The organism is Mariniradius sediminis (genome assembly GCF_021491425.1).
GTDB lineage: Bacteria > Bacteroidota > Bacteroidia > Cytophagales > Cyclobacteriaceae > Mariniradius > Mariniradius saccharolyticus.
In genome coordinates, this window is sequence record NZ_JAKEVZ010000016.1 from 56,706 (window position 1) to 76,930 (window position 20,225).

The window sequence follows — 20,225 nt, forward strand, 5'->3', positions numbered from 1 at the left end:
GATTAGCTCTTTATCAGTTTTTGGGTGAATCGATAATTTCCCGCCGTCATGCTGACGACATATAGGCCCGATCGAAGGGAATTTCCTTCAGCAGACCATTGGATTTCATGTGTTCCCGTTGGGTAGGTTTTGGCCGGAAATGAAGCAGCTACCTTTCCCATCAGGTCATAGATATTGATTTCGACCATGGTCGTTTCAGGTACAAAAAACTTAATCGACGCCTCATTCCTGAATGGATTCGGATAGGGTGCAAACAGCTTTGGCAAGTCCGGAAGGTACTCTTGGGATTCCCCTTGTATCGCCTTGCCGATGTAGATCGTAAATGGACGCTGTGGCGCGTCAGGACTTTTTCTTGCAGCCGGATCACCTGTTGCGAACGGTGATTGGAAAATCGGGTTCCCGGGCGTCTTGAAGGAATCTGATCCCAAGCGTGTATTTTTCGCTGGCCGTTCGGGACCTTGGAAGGAAAAAGCGTAAACCGATTCCTCCTGCATGTTGACTGCCTTCTGATGGATATGGTCCATCAGCGTGACGGTCTTTTCAGAGGGCCAGCCCAGGGGCAACTCCCAGCTGAGTAGGTAATCTCCTGACACTGGTTTTCCACCTTTGGAAGCCGCCAGGTGCAGTGGGATAATGCGATCCTCATCTCCCAATTCAGGCAAGTGATTGATCACCAGAGGCATATCAGCCCTTAGTGAACTATAAGAGTAAAGGAAAAGCCAGTCATTTCCCAAAGACTCCAATTGATATGCGTCATAGGCATCCGGGCCCTCGACTCCACCACGACCAAAACTGATATAGGAAGCCGCTTGCATGGTTTCACCATTGATCCTTAACCTGATGGCAAAAGGATCTTCTTCTTTTTTCCTGCCAAAAAATTCCTTCGAAGTGCTTGTCTTTGCGTCGTTGTTGGTCAGTTGAAGAACCGGGTTGGATCCATTCGCCTTTACCCAAAACGCCTGGTAAGGTGCGATGCGACCATTTTCTAATGTTCCCAAAACCCCGTTATGGGTCAGGAAAGCGTTTGTTTCAGGATCCCAAACATAGATCGTATTGTCGATATTGGTCTTTGTCCAACCTGAAGGAGAAAAGAAATCAATAAAGGAAGCTGTCGGATTTGCGAGGAGATTGAAGCCTTCATCGGCCAAGCTTACTTCTGAATAGTCATTGCCGTTTTGGACGAGATCGGTACTTCTTGGCGTATAAGTGACGCTAAAATCAAATGTGCCTGTGTTTAGGTTGGGCTCGGTTCCAGTCACATCAGTCGTGAGTGGCAGCAGGTCTGCGTATGTTCCCCCACCCGGCTTGTCCGCGCCATCAAACACAAATAGGTAATGGCCACGTCCAGTTGGAACAATGTCGGCGATTTGGGAAGGTGCTCTCCATCCCTGAAGGCTGGTTCCGTTATCCGTTTCATCAAACCACAAAACATTGGGTTGTAGTGAAGGATTGGTAGAACCAGGAAAGCCTTGGCTCTCCACACTTGAAAGTAGATCAGCATAAGTCGAACCAACGGGCGTTCCCATCATGCGCCAACCACGCGATCCGTTGAATTCCTGCCTTACCTCCAGCGTCGGATTGCTGGCGGACAAATTCAAGTATCTGGCGCTGGGTTGCAGGATAATCTTAGCAGAACCCGAAGTAGAAACACTGACATTGGCTGGAACCTGCATAAGGGCATTGGACGCCAAGAGCAAAGACGATCCATCCAATAGTTCAATTGGACTATCAACTACAAAACCTTCCGTAATTGTAGCCGGGGCGCTGAATGTCTTCAGTCCAGCACCCTGTACCACCAACTCTCTGAATTCACCGCCCGGTATATTCAGGGGAGTCAATGAATTGATCACTACGCGACTGCCCGCACTTTGAAGTTGCCCTTCCAGGTTCCAAGCTTGTGCCTGAAGTGTGAACTGTTGGGTTTGAAAGACCGCATCAGGCCCGAGTGAAAATTCCCCTCCGATCGAAAGGTCGTTTCCGGCAACAGCGGTGACGGTACCTGTAAGTGCCAAGTCACCGCAAATAGAGGTAGTACCTCCTTGGAACGTCTTGGTCCCAGAACCACTCAATATGATGTTGCCATAATTCGCCCCGCTATTGAGGTCTGCGATGCTTTGGTTGGTTCCTGTGTATGCTACGGTCGCGTCGCATCCCATGGTGTGGGTTTGAAAATTGGCAGGAAAAGTATTGGTTCCCCCTATTCTCAAGGAGGCACCATCTGCCATCAGGATCTGTCCACCAAAAATCGACCGATTAGCCAAAAATGTACTGATGTCAAAAGTCCCATCGGAAATGCTCAAATTACCTGTAATGCTGGTGTTTCGAGCAAGGCTGACGACATTGCTGCCTTCAGCCCCTGAATTGGCCACCGTGAGGTTATTCACCGTGACGGGCAATCCGTTTCCGACGGTTTGGTTAGTATTACCATTAAAAATATAATTCGCTGCGGTATTGTAAGTTCTTGTTCCCGTGACCCTCACCAAGCCTGTGGCGCCGGACGTGGTGATCCCCTGTGGGGACCTGATTCCAAGCGTAGCTCCGGCCGAAAGTGTAAAGGTACCTCCACCCAAGATGGCCGTATTGGCGTCTGCCGCCTGTACGACTGCCCCTGAGGCAATCGTGTAATTGATCGTATTGGAAACAGTACCGCCGGAAGTGAATGTCTGTGTCTGCAAGCCGTTTCCATTGAAAGTAATTCTGCCGGAACCCGAGCTTGTTTCTGTGATCGTGCCAGCGGTGTGGGTGAAATTTCCCGCGACATTGATGTTACCAATGGCGCCGCTACTGCTACTCATGAACAACGTACCCCCAGCCACGTTGACGTTTCCGGCTACAGTAAGAGATCGGTTTGAGTTGGTTCCGTTGCCGATGGCATACCTTCCACCGAGCATTTCGAAATTACCTCCAATTGCTATGTTGTTAACTGTTTGGCTGATTTGTCCAGTCGTGTTGGCGTTGTTTATGATGAGGTTACCGGCGATGGACAATGGTGCAAAGGACATATTGACCGTTTGGGCAGGAGATTGGAAAATCACGTTTCCAAAATTCTGGTTGGTGGACCCAACAGTCGAAGAAGTGATCGCCGTAAACCTCACCGTCGATGTCGCATTCCAAGTAGCGACTGGCAGAGAACTCCCATTTCGTGCGTGATTATATTCGGATCCAGGCCCGAAACGCATCTTTGCCGCGGTTGTAGAAGAAAACGAGCCGTTGATATTTGTCAACTTGCCATTCACTGAAAACAAGACTCCGGAACTAGCCAAGTTGATGTTTCCTAGGTTACCCAAAATCAATTCTCCATTGATTTCCGCGGTGGCACTTGCCGCCAAGGTAATTCGAGATTGGGTTGTTGTGCTTGTTAGCGTTAGGGAAGAGTTCCCATCCACCACCATGTCGGTACCAGTACCATTGTTGATAGTAAGTGTTGTACTAGTGGAAGACGAAAGGGTGATTCTGGATCCGTTGGTGATAAACAGTCCGCGGATTGTCTGGGAAGGCACGCCTGTTACGGTCAACGTTTGGCCAGATGTGAATTGGAGAATATCAGTAGTCGCTACCGGCGTTCGGGTTGGAGACCAGTTGGTAGCAGTTGCCCAAGATCCGTTGTTGGGACCTATCCAGGTGTATGTAACCTGCGCCAGGCCAACGAATGGCAACAACAAAAGCATCCACACCAATACTGCCGTGGCAGCTGGAAACTTTGGAAGCGATATGTTGAATTGCCTTGTCATTTTGTGTTCAAAATATTTTCTTCAGAATTGGGCATAGCTATTCCAGGGAAGGGACTCACGTTTTCCTGAACTATAAACACAGGAATTTGAGTATCCAAGCCGGAAGCCTAGGCTTCAGTCAAATCTGTTTGATGAAATCGGTTTTGTTTTTTAAAAAGGATGATCTCGGTTTTGGGCTTTTACAAAAGCTCGGTCTGCTTTTGGGAAAAGTCAAAATTCAATCAATCACTAGGGCGAAAGGGTAAAATCAAAAAAGGTGAATCAACCAGTGAAGTTTTTGCGACTTCGGTAACTTGTTTTAAAATATCGGTCAGTTAAAACAAATCGGGTGACGCTGGTGAATACGCTCCGTTGATTTTTTCGAAATATCGAGAAAAAAAAATCTACCAAACAAATGCAAACCCCTCAGAAGCTGCCCAGCGGGGGGATTTGGCAAGGAAATCGAAAAACCCGATTTTTTACAAAATTTCTATTTTGCATTATCCCTTGGACATTTTGTTTTTCATGTGGCATTTTTTCATGCGTTTGACTTTTGTCAAAATAATAACAGGAATCAATTATTTTTTACCAAAAAAAGGGATTTTGATCACCGATCAGGGAATTAATTGAACATTTCCCAGTGGATGGTGTAATTCAGGATCACGTTCACATGAATCATGTTGACCTTATTGTATATCCACTGTGGCTTCATTTCCCCTGATTTCATATTGAATTTGCCCATGACCAGCGCATGGATGTCGAGACCTCTCAGAAAATCCTTGGGCGCGTATTTCCATCCCAGGTTTACCTGTGCATAGGACGGAAAGGCATATTTGTTCACTTCAAAATCAGTCGGATCGGGAAGTCTCACAAATCCTCCATGTACATAAACCTGACCCTGATTTTCGCCATAGGATCTTTGAATCAAGCCAGTAATTGATTGGGCATAGCCATATCCCTCGGTCCTTTCTCTCGGAATAAATGTAAAAAACGGCTCCCTACCCCATTCCCTAGGGCTCAAAAAACGCCCATCCCCACTGATATTGGTATAGGCAAGCACCACTTGGGTTTGGCGATCTTTCCATCCGAGTCGACCACCAAGGATGTAATTTATATCATCGGGATTCTTGTATCGCTTGTTTGGGTCATCATTTCCACCATTTCCAAGGCCCTGCTGCACGATGACTTGCAGGCCTGAAATGATTTTGGATTGGGTTCCATCTACAGACCAATCTTTGGTAAATTGGGAAAATACCGTGCTGGAGATGTTTTGGACCAGAGTGTGGTTGAGGTTCAGTTCGGTAGAGCTATCCAATTTCCATTTCCAATCCAATGAATTGATAAAATCACTCTTGGTGACTCCAAAATAAGCTCCGGGCTTTCCTGATTCACCCAAACCCATGGGATAGAGCCCCATCGATTCTCCAACACCAAACCATCCCGAGGTCGACCGCGGACTTATCCTTGTGATCAAATCCCAGGAAAATTGGTGCTTTGGATTTGGACGAAAGCCAAGCTTCAATCCCTCTGCAAAGGTCGGCCCGAGCCTGCCGTCCTGCGGATTGATGAAAGGCGTATTGACAGACATTTTGCCAATGGTCGCGGAGAGTTTTTTACTTTGGTAGGAAATCTGCAGCTCCTCGACTTTTCCATAGGCCCGACTTTCGGGATTTGCGATATCAAATAAGCCAACTTCATAGCGGTTTCCCGCGCCGGTCCTCGGATCGGGAGCGAGCAGGTCAGAACTCAATACGCGCCCATAAGCACCGAATCGGGCCTTTGCTGAAAAACCTTTGAAACGCTTCGTGGCGAGTTGAACATAAGCCCCTTGGCCAAGGGCATAATCATTTTTGAAATCCTCCCAATAGTTGGTCGACATCCAAAATGTCCTCAATCCAACGGTCGCCGCAACCGGCGCTTGGGATGGCGTCTTGGTCTTGATGGTATCCTGCGCAAAACCCTGAAAAACTACGCCTATCGCGAATAACAAAACCAGCAAACCTCTCATTTTGCGGCTACCTGTCTTGCTTCCTTGATGGGTTTGAAAGGTCCAAACTTGTGCTGCTCCTCTGTGAAGCCATCAGAAAATGGCCCAAATGGATGATCTATCGGTTTTTTGGAAATATCAGGCCAGTCGGCACTCAGGTCTTTTTTGGGCCTAGGGAGCGAATTGACATAGGCAGCCACGTCCCAAGCCTGCTCGTCGGTGAGTAAGGGTCTTTCGAAAGTAGCTCCCAGCGGCATGTTGGTTTTCACATAGCCTGCGAATCTTGACATCCTGAAAAGGCCGGCACCTTCATTGTAGCTGTTTTCTCCCCAAAGCGGCGGATAGATGTAACCAGTCTTGTCGGGTTTCATCATGCCTTGTCCATCTTCCATGTGGCAACTTTGGCAGAGTTGGGCATAGGCAGCCTTGCCTTTGATGGGGTCGGCGGGTCGATCCAAATAGGCCAATTCGTATATTCCAGCACCCTGCGGAGTTTCTCCCTTTGGAACGTCTTTGCCCAGCCATTCCATATAGGCAACCATCGCCTGCATCTCTCGGCTGTTCCGTTCAAGTGGTTTGCCATTGAGGCTTCGTTCAAAGCAATCATTGATACGTTTTGGGATATCCTCCATTTGGCCGGAGCGGGCACGGACCTTTGGATAAGTAGATGCGACAGCACCATAGTTGTTACCCAAAGGAGCGGTACCGGCATTCAGGTGACAGTTTTGGCAATTCATCCCGTTGCTCATTTTGCGCACTTTGCCCTGTGGGCCGAGGTACTCGGAGGTATTTGCGACCAATTCTTTGCCATATTTGATCATATCCGCATTGGGCTCGGCATCAACCGTCGTCCATTCAGGAGCCTGCCACATTCCCTCTTTGGGAGCAACACCCCGATAGATTTCCTTCTCAACCGGGGCTGCTGCTGATTGTACTGCGACCCCAGCATCCTTGGATGGTCCCAATATATTTGGATTATGTGCCAAAAAGACCGTACCAATGATGATCACGACCAAAAGCGTGACCCCGACCATCAATCCCAGTATCAGGGTGAGTAATTTGACAAAAGCCTCTGAATTGTTTTTCATAGGAAGTAATGTAAGCAAGCACAAATTTGCCACATAAGCATGCTTGCTTGCAGTGATTTAAATCACAGTTGGGCTTATTCGATAGCTGCCGAAAATATCCCTTTGCCTTCGTGCATCCCGGAGATAAAGGTTTGGTTTCCGACTTTTGTAGCTGCGATGTCGATTGCCTCACCACAAAGAGCTTCCGCCAAGTAATTGATTCTAAGCGAATTCATTGAAAATTCATTGCTCAGTGCTACGTCTTCGATCCAGCGGATATAGCTCACGTTATTGACATGGTTGTTCATGTCCAAGTCGGAAGGTAAGACCTTGATTCTTGTGTGATGATCTTGGATAAGAGGGATTTCGACCCTGGATGGCACAATATTCTCATCCGCAATGGGATCAAAAAGTTCACTTGGCAATACCGCCGCGGGGCGTTGTGGTCGTTTGGAATTGATATCCAACAGTAGCCAAGCAGACATGGCCCAGGCAAGTTGGTTTCCCGATACATCTGAGACAGAAAATTCACGTAAGGCAAATAGCTTAGATACGCCGCGCCCCGCGGTTTCGACTCTTATTTTGTCTCCCCAGCGCGGCATTTTCTTGACCTCTATGTGGAATCTTGAGAGTACCCAGACCAGTCCTTTGTCAAAAAGTGCCTGTCCAAAATCCCGGCTGTCGGCATGCTTCCAGGCCACTTCCTGCAATAAGTCCCCCAATGAAGCCCAACGCAAGTTTCCCTTCGGGTCTACTTGAAAGGACAAAACCTCAAATTCCTTGGAATACTGAAAGGGCTGATTGGTGGGCATATTGAATACAATTGGAGCATCGGAAGGTACGAAAAATTGAGAAATTGACCGACCTAACCTAAGCATTAGGTAGGCAAATGGCAGTCCTGCGTACGGGTCATTTTCGCGTTACCTCCATCGACTCAAACACTGCAAGCCTGATACTGGTCAACAGCGCGATGCCCAAGCCTGCAATCCCGACCAAAATAAAGGAAGCCTTCAAACTCAGTAAATCCGCAATAAAGCCGATCATCGGTGGCCCCAACAAAAATCCGAAGAAGGAAATCGTAGAAATCAAAGCCAAAGCCACTCCGGGGGAGTAAAGCTTGGACCGGCCTGCAATACTGTAAGAAACAGGGATAATCGCCGCGACGCCCAAACCAACCAACAAAAACCCTATCGTCGCCAATACGGGCGTTGGGAAGATCACCGAAAGCAACAAACCCGAAAAAATCAAAATGCCGGAAATCCGTAGGATCAAAATCCTTCCAAATCGGTTATTTAAACTGTCCGAGGCAAACCTTCCCGTCGCCATAGCCCCCATAAAAGAAACGTAACCCAAGGCCACCAAACCGGGGTCGATCTGCACCACTTTCTTGAAATACACCCCACTCCAGTCAAACATACAGCCTTCGCTCAACATGCCCAAAAAGGCAATAGCTCCAATCCGCAGCAACAAATCATCGGGTTTTCGCAGCACCAAGCCACCGCCGCCGCCATGGCTTTTCTCCTTGATGAGGTAAGATTGGGATAAAAGCAACATGAGCAATACGAGACCGGAGACAATCAGAAAGTGATACCTAGGCATCATGTCCAAATAAATCATCACCGCGCCAATCCCAGCACCGGTGAAACCCGCCAAACTCCAAAGCCCATGAAAAGAAGCCAAAATACTTCTGCCATAGCTATCCTCGAGTGCCAAAGCTTGGGTGTTAAGGGATATGTTCATCATATTTCCCAACATGCCAAAAACCACTAAGACAGGTACCAGCATCCAAATCGACGTACTCCATCCGATCAAACTCAGAAAGCTCAGATAACAGAGCGCACTGATGATAATCACGATCTTGCTGCCAAACCTATGTACGGCCCAACCCGCCAAGGGAAGCGCCACCAAAGAACCTAACGGTAATCCAAGCAGGAGGCTGCCCAATTGGGACTCCGAAAGGTTGAATCGAAGCTGGATATCCGGAATTCGGGAAGCCCAGGAAGAAAAACAAAGCCCCGCCAAAAAAAACAGGCTGCCGAGAGCGATTCTCCTTTTCTGCAACAAGGTCATGAAGTTCAATAGGTTTTGGCGCGCAAGTTAACTCAGAATGAGCCAATATTTTGACCGGTGGGAAAAAAATCGAGTTCGGACAAACCTATTCCCGCGGGCGTTGTTATTTCGGAAACATTGCACATGGAATTCGTCATCGTCGGCACCATCATCGTCGCCATCATCCTGATGATCAGGTTTATTTACAAGCGGGTTTTTGAATAAAAAGAAAAAACCATCCAGCAATGGATGGTCCCGTTCTTTGTTCAACTTTGAAATGTATCATGTCAATTCGGCAGCCTGTCCGAAAACTTGCCATACACCCAAGTTCCCGCAATCGCGCTCAATAGCGTGACTGCGACCACCGTGAATCCACTTCCGATCTGTGCGAAAATTGGTCCCGGACAGGCACCCGTCAGCGCCCAACCCAATCCAAAGATGAATCCTCCAATGATTTGGCCTTTTCTGAATTCTTTTTTCTGAAAGTTGACCTTCTCGCCCTGGATGGTTTTGATGTTAAATTTTTTGATCAAAAACACTGAAATCATCCCCACGACGACAGCCGAACCAATCACGCCAAACATGAAGAATGATTGTAGTCTGAACATCTCCTGAATCCTAAACCAGGAAACGATCTCGGCCTTGACGAATACAATGCCGAAAATGATCCCAACGACGAGGTATTTCAACAATGCTGCACCACGTTCTTCTGATTTCTGAAGGTTAGGTGCCTCGCACTCGATGGGTTGACCATTGAGGGAGATATTTTTTTCGATTTCTTTAACTGCGCTCATGTTCCTGTTTATTTTAGAATCCTACCAATTTGACCAAAGGCTCAAAAAACACATGGGTCATCAAGAAACCACCGACCATGAAGAAGATGGTGGCTACAAGTGATGGCCACTGAAGCGTGCTAAGTCCCATAATCGCATGCCCTGACGTACAACCTCCGGCATATCTGGTTCCGAATCCGATCAAGAATCCACCAACCACAAAAAAGAGAAGTCCTTTTGCCGTAAAGACGTTTTCCCAAGTGAAGATATCTGATGGCATCAAACTCGTGTAATCGGTGATTCCCAAGGCAGCCAAATCACGCTGCGTGCTCTCCGCAATCACAATCGCGTCAGGATTGGCAAGAAAAAACGTAGCGATCACGCCACCGATCAAAACACCAAATACAAACACCAGATTCCACAATTCCTTTTTCCAATTGTAGGTGAAGAAAGGGATCCCGGCAGGCATACATGCGGCACAGATGTGGCGGAGTGATGATGAAATCCCGAAGGATTTATTGCCCAATAGCAACAGCGCGGGCACCGTCAGACCAATGATTGGCCCTGCGACCCACCAAGGCCACGGCTGAGAAACCAATTCGATGAATTTTTCCATGTAATTTGAATTAGAATGATTTAGCGAAATCTATAACATTTGATAATCACAAAATTGTTCACAAATGTCAGGTTTGCCAGTGACATTTATCACGTTTTTGGCAGGAAATCAAAAGTCCATTCACAGGACTCTCGAATAATAAAAAAACAGGACCGTAGTCCTGTTTTTTTGGGGTAATGTAAACAACGTTGTTCTACCTAATGCTTACAATAGCGTCGTCGGGCACACATATTCGCTCACTGGGAACAGTCCGGAAGACTTCAGCGCGGTAAAGCCACCTTTTACGTCAATCAAATTATCATATCCTCTGGCTTTGAGAATCGAGGCAAAGACCATGGACCTGTAGCCACCCGCGCAATGTACATAGTAGGTCATGTTTTTGTCCACTTTGGTCATACTGTCATTGATGTAATCCAAAGGTGCATTTTCTGCATCCAGCACGTGTTCGCTCAGATACTCACTGTTTTTACGCACGTCCAGGATGTTCACTTTCCCTTTTTCCTCGATGATTTCGGCCAATTGCTCAGCGGAAACTGACTCGATATGGTCAACTTCCCTTCCATCGGCCTTCCAAGCAGCAAAACCTCCCTTGAGGTACCCGATGCAGTAATCATAGCCTACCCTCGCCAATCTGGTAATTACCTCTTCTTCCCTTCCTTCTTCTGCCACTACCAATATCTCCTGTTTTAGATCAGGGATTAAAGCACCAACCCACACAGCGAAGCTGCCATCGATGCCGATGTTGATTGAGTTAGGAATGAAACCTTTTGCAAATGTCTGAGCATCCCGCGTATCCAGGACAACCGCTCCAGTCTCATTTGCCGCAGCCTCAAATGCCGCAGGACTCAATGGATTGATGCCTCTGTGCAAAACCTCGTCGATAGAATCATATCCTTGTATGTTCATCATGACATTTTGCGGAAAATAGGATGGCGGAGGCGTCAAACCTGTTGTCACTTCCTTGATAAATTGCTCCTTGGTCATGTCTTGGAGCGCATAGTTTGTCTTCTTTTGGTTACCCAAAGTATCGGAAGTCTCTTTACTCATGTTTTTGCCGCATGCACTGCCCGCACCATGTGCAGGGTAAACGATGATATCGTCGGCCAAAGGCATAATTTTATTTCGCAAAGAATCATAAAGATGTCCAGCCAATTTATCCTGGGTCAAATCCTTCACGACTTTTTGCGCCAAGTCAGGTCTACCGACATCACCGATAAACAAAGTGTCTCCGGTAAACAATGCTTCCTCTTTTCCTTCCTCGTTGATGAGCAAGTAGCAAGTACTTTCCATGGTATGTCCCGGAGTGTGAATGACCCTGATCTTTGCCTTTCCGATTGGGAATTCCTGGCCATCGGTAGCGACAATCGCATCAAAACCCATCTTCATGGAAGTAGGTCCAAACACGATGGGGGCACCGGTTTTTGCGGAGAGATCCTTGTGACCGGACACGAAATCAGCGTGAAAGTGCGTCTCAAACACATATTTGATCTTGGCGTTCCTTCTTTCGGCCTTTTCGATGTAAGGTTGTACTTCCCTCAATGGGTCAATGATAGCTGCTTCTCCATTAGATTCGATGTAGTAGGCACCTTGTGCAAGACATCCAGTGTATATTTGTTCTATCAACATATTTTTTAGATTTTCTAGTTTTTCCAAATTTATTGGTGACCAGTTTGGCACCAAATGACTTTTGTCACAATTTGAATTTACACGTTTTCGGTCACATTGTCCTCCACGACTTTGACCAAATGATGTGCAGGGACCACTCCGGATTGTCTCCAAAGTACCTTACCATTTTGGAACAAAATCAAGGTCGGAACGCCACGCACTTGGAATTTGCTGGCGGCCAAGGGATTTTTGTCCACGTCGACTTTGATGATCTTGATCTTGTCACCTAGCTGCTGGGCAGTATCCTGGAGGATTGGCTGCATCATTTGGCAAGGACCGCACCAAGTGGCGAAGAAATCCACCAATACGGCTTGGTCTGAATTGATCAACTCGCTGAATGTTTTTGGTTGTGCACTCATGGTTGTTTTGATTTTAATTTGTTTCAAAATTAACTGAATCCCTTCCGGTCAACAGTAATTTTTATCACAATGCCTTAAATGAGGTTAAATCCACCGTCATTCAGGATTAATTCTTTATTTTCGCCCGTCATTATTTCTTCAAAAACAATGCTTGAATATAGAAAAGTCAATAACCTGACAGGTTGGCTGGTATTCTTGGTTTCCACCATTGCCTACGTGCTTACCGTAGAAGAAACCGCCAGTTTCTGGGATCCGGGAGAATTTATCGCGGTATCCTATAAGTTGCAGGTGCCACATCCTCCGGGAGCTCCTTTTTTCCTGTTGATATACCGGATGTTTGGCTTTCTGGCTTTTGGCGACGGTCTTTCGGTAGCCTATTGGATGAACATCGGTAGTGCGCTGTTTTCAGGTTTTACCATCTTATTTCTGTTTTGGACCATCACCCTGTTTGCCCGCAAATTGATGGGCATTGAATGGGGAAAAGAAACCAAAGGCCAAATCCTGACCCTGATGGGTGCAGGATTGGTCGGTTCACTAGCTTATGCCTTCACGGATAGTTTTTGGTTTTCCGCAGTAGAAGCGGAAGTATACGCCATGTCCTCATTCTTCACAGCGATTGTGATTTGGGCATTTTTGAAATGGGACGTAATCCAAGACCCAAGGGAGGAAAACCGCTGGATGATTTTCATCGCGTACCTGGTCGGACTTAGCATCGGTGTCCACTTGCTGAATTTGGTCACTTTGCCGGCTTTGGCTTTGATTTATTACTTTAAAAAATACCCAAACCCCAACATCAAAGGAGGAATCATCGCCTTGGCTTTGGGCGGTGTAGCATTGATTGTGATCAACAACATCATCATTCCAGGATTGCCGAGCATCGCCGGTTCGATGGAAATTTTCTTTGTCAATAACATCGGCCTGCCATTTGGATCGGGAATCGTCGTCTTCATTGCGCTATTCTTGGCTGTTCTGACATATTCAATCAGGTATTCGATCAAGCATCAGAAGGTGGTACTGAATACAATTTTGGTCTCTTTGATCTTCATTCTGATCGGATATGCCTCCTATACCTTGATCATCATCCGCTCCAACCAAGACCCCGTTATCAACGAGAATGCTCCTAAGGACATCATTAGCTACGTGTCTTACCTGAAGCGGGAGCAATATGGCTACAGGCCATTGCTTCACGGACAATACTTCGATGCCGAACTGGTGGACCAAAAGGAAGGCGCGCCAATCTATCTCAAAGGGAAAGACAAATATGAGATAGTCGATTACGCGACTGTCAATGTCTATGACCCCGAGCGGACAACCATCCTTCCGAGGATCTATTCGACCCAAGATCGCCACAAGCAGATTTACAAATCCAAACTCGGCCTACGGGAAAACCAAAAGCCGAAGTTCGGCGACAACTTGGCCTTTATGTTTTCGCACCAGCTTGGCCATATGTACTGGCGTTATTTCATGTGGAATTTCTCCGGTCGGGAAAGTGACTTCATGGATGCACCTTGGATGGGTATCACTGATTTCTTCTCAGACATTTATCCGGACTATATCAAATCCAACAAGGCGCACAACAACTACCTGATGCTCCCACTGCTGCTGGGGATCATCGGATTGGTCTATCAGGCACGTAAGGACCAAAAATCCTTCATCGTCAATACCATGCTTTTCCTCATGATGGGCGTGGTCCTGGTACTTTACCTAAATTCACCGCCGGTTGAGCCGCGCGAACGGGACTACATCTATGTGGGTTCCTTTTATGCCTTTGCCGTTTGGATGGGCTTGGGTGTGATCGCGTTGGCCAATTGGATCGCCAAATTGACCAAAAATACGGTGACGGCCGGCGTGCTTGCAACGGCACTGACACTTGCCGTTCCCGGTATTCTTGTGGCCGAAAACTGGAATGACCACAACAGACAGGGTAGATTTTTCTCTGTCGATTCAGCAAGAAACTTCCTCGCCTCCTGCGCTCCAAACGCGATTTTGTTTACGGGCGGAGACAATGACACTTTCCCGCTTTGGTACGTACAGGAAGTGGAAGGATTCAGGACGGATGTAAGGGTAGTTGTGCTGAGCTATTTCGACACGGACTGGTATGTGGAGCAAATGACCAAAAAAGTCAATGATTCAGATCCGCTGCCTTTTTCCCTGGATTATGACAATTACAAGAAGGGCACCAACGACGTGCTCTATGTGATGGAGCGGGAAAACCTAAATGCGATTTCTTCCAGGGAATACCTGAAACTCCTGAAAAGTGGAAGTGACCTGCTGAAGCTGAATTCCTCAGGAAGAATGCGGTACAATATGGTACCCTCCAGAAACCTGATCTTGGACGTGGACATCCAAAAAGTCTATGACCAAGGTCTGATTCCTGCAGGAATGGAAAGCCTGATGACCGAGCAAATGAACCTCCGCATCAAGGGCAACTACCTGACAAAAGGCAACCTGATGTTGATCGACCTGATCACTTCCAACAACTGGGAGCGGCCAATCTATTTCAACAACACATCCATGGCAACGATTAGTCTGGATTTGGAAGAATACGTGGTCATGGAGGGATTGACCTATCGCTTGCTGCCAGTGCGTAAACCACAAGGCATGCGCTCTGAATTGGTCAATAGCGACTTGGCATTTGAAAACATGAAGGAGAAATTCGCCTACCGTGGCATGGACGATCCGAGCAACTACTTCGACGACGAGTTCCGAAGGTTTACTTCCAACCACAGGTCGGCGATCAATTCCGTAGCAATCGCCCTTTTGGACGAAGACAAAATGGACAAGGCTGCAGAACTACTCAAGCACGGCCTCGAGGTAATGCCTGACAAAGCCGTAGCCTACGATCTTGCGAGTGGGCAATCCGTTCCTTTGTTGTTTGAGGTAGGTGAAGATGAATTGGCCTTGGATATTGTGGAGAAAATCTCCCACAAATCCGTGCAAATGCTGGATTTTTATTCGAAAACCAATCGGCCTTATGATCGGGAAGCGATGATTTCTGCAGAGATGCTGAAGTTTTTCGTGCCATTACTGGAGGAACGCGGATACGATGAACTTGCTTCTAAGTTGAAAAAAGATCTGGACAGAACCCTTGGGCCCGGTGCAAGCAGAGGCAGTCTTTTGGATCCGAGATAAAGAAAAACCGGGAAACTAAGCCCGGTTTTTCTTTTTCGTTTTGGGAATAAAATTCATCGCTATTTTGATAGAAAATCTATCTCTTAAGCCCAAAGGAAACGATTGATAAATATGCTGGAATTTGTAAGCGATTCCATTCAGGTTTTCAAATTTGATATTGATATATTTAGGATATGGAAACGATTTCAATAGAAATCCTCGATGAAAAAGCCAAAGCGCTTCTTGATAATCTCGTAAAGAATAATCTCATCAGGATCAAAAAGTCTCGTAAAACCCAAAAAGTGAAAAATCAACCGAAAGCAGGTTCAATTTTTGATTTTGCGGGAATTTGGAAAAACAGAGAAGTGGATTTAACAGCGCTTAGGGAAAAAGCATCGCCAAAAAGGACCTAGTTCTTTGTGATACGAATATTCTGATTGAATTGCTGAAAAACAATCCGACGATTGTGGAACGGCTCAACTCAATTGGCGAGGAAAGGATATCCATCTCTATGGTTACAGCTGCGGAATTGATTTTCGGCGCTTTAAACAGAACTGAGCAAGATCAACAAGCTGATTGCACTGACGAGTGTATTTCAGATTAATGAAACGATATCTTCGATTTCACTTGAACTCTTAAACAAGTACACACTAAGCCATCATCTCATCCTACCTGTTTCGATCATTGCGGCCACAGCGATTTTTTATGAAATTCCCCTATTCACCCTGAACACCAAAGATTTTCGTTACATTGATGGCATCACGCTGTGGGGCTAGACAGTTTTATACAACACATAAAACAAATCCAGTCCTTCTTCTGGATTATCCACCACCAAGTAATCCTCATGGCTGATCGCCGTTACCGATTCGGCGTCTTGTTGGTGGAGTTTGTTCCTGTTGATCCGGTTGAGAATTTCATAGGGCAAGCGGAGTACAGCGGCTGGAAGCCGATGCTGCAGATCCAGGATATCAAAGCGCATGATCTTATTGACGGATTTCCGATTGGCTTCATGATAAGCCCAAACTTTGTCGTTTCCTCCAATACCCTTGGCCTCGACAATATCAAATATCCGCCCGCAGATTGATTTCAATCCACCAGGCTTGTATTCCCGGATATGCCAGGGATTGCGTGACAGCGTATGGTTGATATTGGGCGTTGATATGATAGCCTTTCCTCCGGGTTTCAAAACCCTGTAGATTTCCTCCAGAAACAGGCGGTCATTTTCGATATGCTCGATGACCTGAAAGCTAACCACGGTGTCGAAAGTATTGTCCTTCAAATTCGAAAACGGCGGTATGATTGCCTTTTCAAAAGACACAGTCGGATATTTGGCTTGCAGTTTCTCCACGACTTCGCCGATCTTATCTATTCCGAGATAGCTCGTCGCATGCTCCAACAACACCTCCACGCCTCGCCCTTCCCCACAGCCCACTTCCAACACATCTCCTCCCACAAGTGGCTTGGCGGCAATGTAGGCTTTCAGCAGCCGCATGTGGATAGGATTGTCAGAAACCAACTTGTCCGAAGCTATTTCCGTTGTATAGGTAGCCATTTAAAATTTCATTAATTTGGGCAAAATTAAGCTTAATTTTTAAAACCAGATGTTCAGAAAAAAAATCAACCCTGTGCGAATTTTCATCCCCATACTTTGTTTGACATTTTTCGCAACGCTGAATTTTTCTTTTGCACAGCAAACCTTGGAAACGATCAACCAAGCACTGCGGTATTCCCGGTACGCAAGGGTGTCCCCAAAAATCATCCCAAGACTTGAATCCGAACGGACCTTCTTGCTGCAAATGCCCGTAGAAAAAATCGAGCCTGAAATCGAATTTGAGACCTATCAGTTTGCCTATGCTGTCCTCTCCAGTTTTAGCGAACCGATTTCTGCCCAAAACCTAGTCAACCTGGAAAAAAGCGATGTCATCCGGGAGACAGATTATCATTATTACTTTGAAAAAAGAGTTACAATACCTGAGGGACAGGAAATGGCCTTTGCTCTGATTCAGGTCACTGACACAAGGCAGGGTGATGTTTACTATTTTCACGTCGATCTCCTGAGTCCATACATCTTTGGGCATACGAGCTATTGGGCCTATTACGCTGATGGGATACCTTTTGACCAGAGTTTCCTGAGCATCAAGGAACCACTTGAGTTCAAGGGCCGCTCGGTTTTTACCCTACATAGCTTTCATTATCCGGCCACTTTTGAGCCGCCTTTACCGCCGATGGAAATTCGTCCACCAGCGGTCCCAAAGGAAATCCAAGTCAATTATGAGGGTGGTTTTTTGCTCAATATCCCTAAGTCCTTTGACCAAGATGGTTATTATTTCATCCAATCGGATACCACATCGGCCATAGGGATGATGGTCAAAACGGTGCACGAAGCTTTTCCTCGAATCAAAGACTACGACGAAATGGTGGACATGGTCGCGTACATTTCGACAAGAAAAGAGCACGAAACCCTCATGGCTGCCGAAAACAAAAAGATAGCCTTGGACCAATATTGGTACGGGCTGACCAAGGATGAGGAACTGGCCAAAAAAGTCATCAGGGAGTACTTCAAACAGATTGAGTTTGCCAATATCCTGTTCACAGACTTTAAAGAAGGCTGGAAGACCGACCGTGGCATGGTCTTCACCGTGATGGGACCTCCAAATGAAGTCGTCTTCCGGCTCAACGCCGAGATTTGGTCATATGTCAGCCCGGATGCCAATTCGAAAATTACCTTTACCTTTACGCGGGTCAAAAACATTTTGACCAATAGCTACTACACACTCAACCGATCCCGGGCCCTCCAGCCTGATTGGTTCAAAAGCATCACGACATGGAGAAACGGACAGATGGATTTCTGATCAACAAAGGCGCACAGGACAAGGACTTTATTTTTGGAACACGGGCCGTCATGGAAGCCATCCATGCTGGCAAGGAGATCGACAAAATCCTCGTCGAGAAAGAGGCCGACAATGAGTTGATCAAGGAATTGCTGCATCTGGCCAAAACGGAAAGGATCCCCGTGGTCCGAGTGCCGGAAGCCAAACTCAACCGGATCACCCGTAAAAACCACCAAGGCGTCGTTGCCCATATGTCGGCGATAGAATACGCATCCCTGGACAACGTCGTGGATGAATGCTATTCCAATGGTGTTGCTCCATTGATCTTGGTTTTGGATAGAATCACCGATGTGCGCAACTTTGGGGCGATCGCCCGTACCGCCGAGTGTGCAGGAGTCCACGCGATTGTCATTCCTGAAAAAGGAAGTGCCCAAATCAACTCCGATGCAGTCAAAACTTCTGCCGGAGCCTTGAATCACTTGCCGGTAGCTAGGGTCAAAAACCTCTATTACATCGTCAAAGACTTAAAGAAAATGGGCCTCAACGTCGTAGCCGTGACTGAAAAAACTGACCGGCTCATGTACGATACCGACTTCACGAGTCCGACTGTTTTGATCTTGGGATCGGAGGAAGATGGAATTTCTCCAGAACTTATGGGACTGAGTGACGAATCCATCAAGATTCCAATGGCCGGAAATATCGAAAGTCTCAACGTATCCGTATCCGCGGGCGTAGTGATCTATGAGGCGATCCGCCAGAGGAGATGATTACTTGTACCCTGCCTGCATCAAGAGGATCAACAACGCCTGTTGGGCTGCTTTATGTCCTTCCCTGTTGACAAACCATTCGTCCAGACTGTGGGCGCCGCCTCCTTCTCCCCCGCGACCGATCGTCACGGCAGGTATCCCCATCGATAATGGGACATTGCTGTTGGTTGAAGCGGCGCTGAGCTCAGGGTTTTTTCCACCTGTCATAAAGTCTGCTGCAGCCATCACTTGCTGAATCAGCGGCGAGTCCGGAGATGCAAGGCCACTTGGCCTGTCACCTACTTTGTCTATTGACACTGTCAGTGGGTTTCCGCTTCTAACAATGCTGTTTTCTTTTCTCAGTCCCTCCTCTACAGATTCCAAAAAGAGTTTATTGATACCTTGAAGTCTTTCTTGGCTTTCGGAGCGCATATCCACCAGCATCCAAGATTCGAATGGGATAGAATTGACCGAGGTACCGCCGCCAAGAACAGATATGCTGTAAGTGGTTTTGGGGCCCTCTTTGGTGAAGGCGTCAGCTTTTGGAATAAACGCGGCAACTGCTTGCGCCAAAGCGTTGTGTGGATTACCAATGCCGAAAGCGCCATAGGAATGTCCTCCAGGTCCCTGATACGCGACTTTGTAGCGCAGCGAACCTATGCCACCGTTGACAATGTCCTCTAATCCACCTCCATCGATCGCGATAAATGCATCGATTCCTTTTCCTCCGTCCCGGAAAAGATGCTTCATGCCCTTCAAGTCTCCCAAACCTTCCTCACCGACCGTTCCGGTAAACCAAATATCCTTATCGGTACGGATGTTATTTGTATGCAGCGTTTTCACCAAAGCGACTACAAGTGAAAGCGAGCGATTCGCATCCGTAATTCCCGGAGCCAATAGGGTATCCCCACGCTGTTTGACGGTCACATCGGTCTCGAGTGGAAACACCGTATCCAGATGCGCATCGACGATGATTTTGCCACCTTTGCTTTTTCCTTTTCTGAGCGCAATCACGTTGCCGACCTCATCCATCCAGACAGAATCCGCTCCAGCAGTCCGCAACATGTCGGCGTATACTTTGGCTTTGTTGGCTTCCAAAAAAGTCGGAGCCGGAATCTCCGTCAGCCTAATCATATCCCGAATCGTCTCGGAGTCGATAGTTTCGATGTAGGAGAATGCCTTTCTGATCTCAGGCTTTTGGGAAAGGGCACTGACTTGGGCCTTATAGGTGGGCTGGATGGACTGGGGAAGTGCAGCAAACTGAAAAAGGAATGCAAGCGCTAACGTGAGGAGAAATCTCATTTTTTACTT

Annotated in this window: 17 protein-coding genes; 6 read left to right on the forward strand and 11 right to left on the reverse strand. The window is 47.0% G+C overall.

All coding sequences use genetic code 11. The features are described from left to right. Positions 1-2: 2 nt before the first annotated feature. From L0U89_RS17485 to L0U89_RS17505, 5 genes are all read right to left on the reverse strand, one after another. Positions 3-3,731 (reverse strand): T9SS type A sorting domain-containing protein, encoded by a 3,729-nt coding sequence (locus L0U89_RS17485; protein WP_234862695.1) that lies wholly within the window; start codon positions 3,729-3,731, stop codon positions 3-5. A gap of 601 nt (positions 3,732-4,332) precedes the next feature. Then, positions 4,333-5,718: a hypothetical protein gene (locus L0U89_RS17490; protein ID WP_234862696.1), complete on the reverse strand. Its 1,386-nt coding sequence runs from the start codon at positions 5,716-5,718 to the stop codon at positions 4,333-4,335. Continuing rightward, positions 5,715-6,785, reverse strand: a complete 1,071-nt coding sequence (locus L0U89_RS17495) for a c-type cytochrome (RefSeq protein ID WP_234862697.1) — start codon at positions 6,783-6,785, stop codon at positions 5,715-5,717. Before L0U89_RS17495 ends, L0U89_RS17490 begins: the two co-directional genes overlap by 4 nt. A gap of 74 nt (positions 6,786-6,859) precedes the next feature. Next, complete coding sequence (locus L0U89_RS17500; protein ID WP_234862698.1) at positions 6,860-7,576, reverse strand: acyl-[acyl-carrier-protein] thioesterase; 717 nt, start codon at positions 7,574-7,576, stop codon at positions 6,860-6,862. 97 nt (positions 7,577-7,673) lie between these two features. After that, a complete protein-coding gene (locus L0U89_RS17505; RefSeq protein WP_234862699.1) occupies positions 7,674-8,834 on the reverse strand; it encodes an MFS transporter in 1,161 nt (386 codons plus the stop codon). Positions 8,835-8,891: 57 nt separating this feature from the next. Here L0U89_RS17505 and L0U89_RS17510 point away from each other — a divergent pair, with 57 nt between their 5' ends. Then, complete coding sequence (locus L0U89_RS17510) at positions 8,892-9,038, forward strand: hypothetical protein (protein WP_008630112.1); 147 nt, start codon at positions 8,892-8,894, stop codon at positions 9,036-9,038. A 62-nt stretch (positions 9,039-9,100) separates the two neighbouring features. Here L0U89_RS17510 and L0U89_RS17515 read toward each other — a convergent pair whose 3' ends face one another. From L0U89_RS17515 to trxA, 4 genes are all read right to left on the reverse strand, one after another. Continuing rightward, the gene (locus tag L0U89_RS17515; protein ID WP_234862700.1) at positions 9,101-9,607 is read right to left on the reverse strand and encodes a DUF6691 family protein; all 507 of its coding nucleotides are present in this window, start codon (positions 9,605-9,607) and stop codon (positions 9,101-9,103) included. Positions 9,608-9,620: 13 nt separating this feature from the next. Beyond that, on the reverse strand, positions 9,621-10,202 hold the full coding sequence (locus L0U89_RS17520) for a YeeE/YedE family protein (protein WP_234862701.1): 582 nt from the start codon (positions 10,200-10,202) through the stop codon (positions 9,621-9,623). Between the two features lie 204 nt (positions 10,203-10,406). Then, entirely contained in the window at positions 10,407-11,828 is a 1,422-nt protein-coding gene (locus L0U89_RS17525; RefSeq protein ID WP_234862702.1) for an MBL fold metallo-hydrolase, read from the reverse strand. A 77-nt stretch (positions 11,829-11,905) separates the two neighbouring features. Then, complete coding sequence (gene trxA / locus L0U89_RS17530; protein ID WP_234862703.1) at positions 11,906-12,226, reverse strand: thioredoxin; 321 nt, start codon at positions 12,224-12,226, stop codon at positions 11,906-11,908. Positions 12,227-12,373: 147 nt separating this feature from the next. On the opposite strand from trxA, the gene L0U89_RS17535 reads away from it, so the two are divergent. The 3 genes from L0U89_RS17535 to L0U89_RS20635 all read left to right on the forward strand — a co-directional run bounded on the left by L0U89_RS17535 (position 12,374) and on the right by L0U89_RS20635 (position 15,941). Beyond that, entirely contained in the window at positions 12,374-15,358 is a 2,985-nt protein-coding gene (locus L0U89_RS17535; protein ID WP_234862704.1) for a glycosyltransferase family 117 protein, read from the forward strand. A 173-nt stretch (positions 15,359-15,531) separates the two neighbouring features. Continuing rightward, positions 15,532-15,750: a hypothetical protein gene (locus L0U89_RS17540; RefSeq protein WP_234862705.1), complete on the forward strand. Its 219-nt coding sequence runs from the start codon at positions 15,532-15,534 to the stop codon at positions 15,748-15,750. Further along, entirely contained in the window at positions 15,732-15,941 is a 210-nt protein-coding gene (locus L0U89_RS20635; protein WP_369413258.1) for a PIN domain-containing protein, read from the forward strand. The genes L0U89_RS17540 and L0U89_RS20635 overlap by 19 nt, the downstream gene beginning before the upstream one ends. A gap of 168 nt (positions 15,942-16,109) precedes the next feature. Here L0U89_RS20635 and L0U89_RS17545 read toward each other — a convergent pair whose 3' ends face one another. Next, a complete protein-coding gene (locus L0U89_RS17545) occupies positions 16,110-16,889 on the reverse strand; it encodes a class I SAM-dependent methyltransferase (protein WP_234862706.1) in 780 nt (259 codons plus the stop codon). A gap of 145 nt (positions 16,890-17,034) precedes the next feature. Between L0U89_RS17545 and L0U89_RS17550 the strand changes: the two genes are divergently transcribed. Both L0U89_RS17550 and rlmB read left to right on the forward strand, forming a co-directional pair. Continuing rightward, positions 17,035-18,189 (forward strand): GWxTD domain-containing protein, encoded by a 1,155-nt coding sequence (locus L0U89_RS17550; protein ID WP_234862707.1) that lies wholly within the window; start codon positions 17,035-17,037, stop codon positions 18,187-18,189. After that, positions 18,162-18,935: a 23S rRNA (guanosine(2251)-2'-O)-methyltransferase RlmB gene (gene rlmB, locus L0U89_RS17555; protein WP_234862708.1), complete on the forward strand. Its 774-nt coding sequence runs from the start codon at positions 18,162-18,164 to the stop codon at positions 18,933-18,935. Before L0U89_RS17550 ends, rlmB begins: the two co-directional genes overlap by 28 nt. Here the strand turns inward: rlmB and L0U89_RS17560 are convergent, their stop codons facing one another. Beyond that, positions 18,936-20,216, reverse strand: coding sequence for a M20/M25/M40 family metallo-hydrolase (locus L0U89_RS17560; protein WP_234862709.1), 1,281 nt, complete (start codon positions 20,214-20,216; stop codon positions 18,936-18,938). Positions 20,217-20,225 lie beyond the last annotated feature (9 nt).

What these genes read in the sequence shown, in the direction of transcription:
- L0U89_RS17560 (WP_234862709.1), bottom strand. Translation starts at nt 20,216, where the DNA reads ATGAGATTTCTCCTCACGTTAGCGCTTGCATTCCTTTTTCAGTTTGCT.
- L0U89_RS17500 (WP_234862698.1), bottom strand. Translation starts at nt 7,576, where the DNA reads ATGCCCACCAATCAGCCCTTTCAGTATTCCAAGGAATTTGAGGTTTTG.
- L0U89_RS17535 (WP_234862704.1), top strand. Translation starts at nt 12,374, where the DNA reads ATGCTTGAATATAGAAAAGTCAATAACCTGACAGGTTGGCTGGTATTC.
- rlmB (WP_234862708.1), top strand. Translation starts at nt 18,162, where the DNA reads ATGGAGAAACGGACAGATGGATTTCTGATCAACAAAGGCGCACAGGAC.
- L0U89_RS17520 (WP_234862701.1), bottom strand. Translation starts at nt 10,202, where the DNA reads ATGGAAAAATTCATCGAATTGGTTTCTCAGCCGTGGCCTTGGTGGGTC.
- L0U89_RS17525 (WP_234862702.1), bottom strand. Translation starts at nt 11,828, where the DNA reads ATGTTGATAGAACAAATATACACTGGATGTCTTGCACAAGGTGCCTAC.
- L0U89_RS17505 (WP_234862699.1), bottom strand. Translation starts at nt 8,834, where the DNA reads ATGACCTTGTTGCAGAAAAGGAGAATCGCTCTCGGCAGCCTGTTTTTT.
- L0U89_RS17495 (WP_234862697.1), bottom strand. Translation starts at nt 6,785, where the DNA reads ATGAAAAACAATTCAGAGGCTTTTGTCAAATTACTCACCCTGATACTG.
- L0U89_RS17485 (WP_234862695.1), bottom strand. Translation starts at nt 3,731, where the DNA reads ATGACAAGGCAATTCAACATATCGCTTCCAAAGTTTCCAGCTGCCACG.
- L0U89_RS17540 (WP_234862705.1), top strand. Translation starts at nt 15,532, where the DNA reads ATGGAAACGATTTCAATAGAAATCCTCGATGAAAAAGCCAAAGCGCTT.
- L0U89_RS17490 (WP_234862696.1), bottom strand. Translation starts at nt 5,718, where the DNA reads ATGAGAGGTTTGCTGGTTTTGTTATTCGCGATAGGCGTAGTTTTTCAG.
- trxA (WP_234862703.1), bottom strand. Translation starts at nt 12,226, where the DNA reads ATGAGTGCACAACCAAAAACATTCAGCGAGTTGATCAATTCAGACCAA.
- L0U89_RS17545 (WP_234862706.1), bottom strand. Translation starts at nt 16,889, where the DNA reads ATGGCTACCTATACAACGGAAATAGCTTCGGACAAGTTGGTTTCTGAC.
- L0U89_RS17515 (WP_234862700.1), bottom strand. Translation starts at nt 9,607, where the DNA reads ATGAGCGCAGTTAAAGAAATCGAAAAAAATATCTCCCTCAATGGTCAA.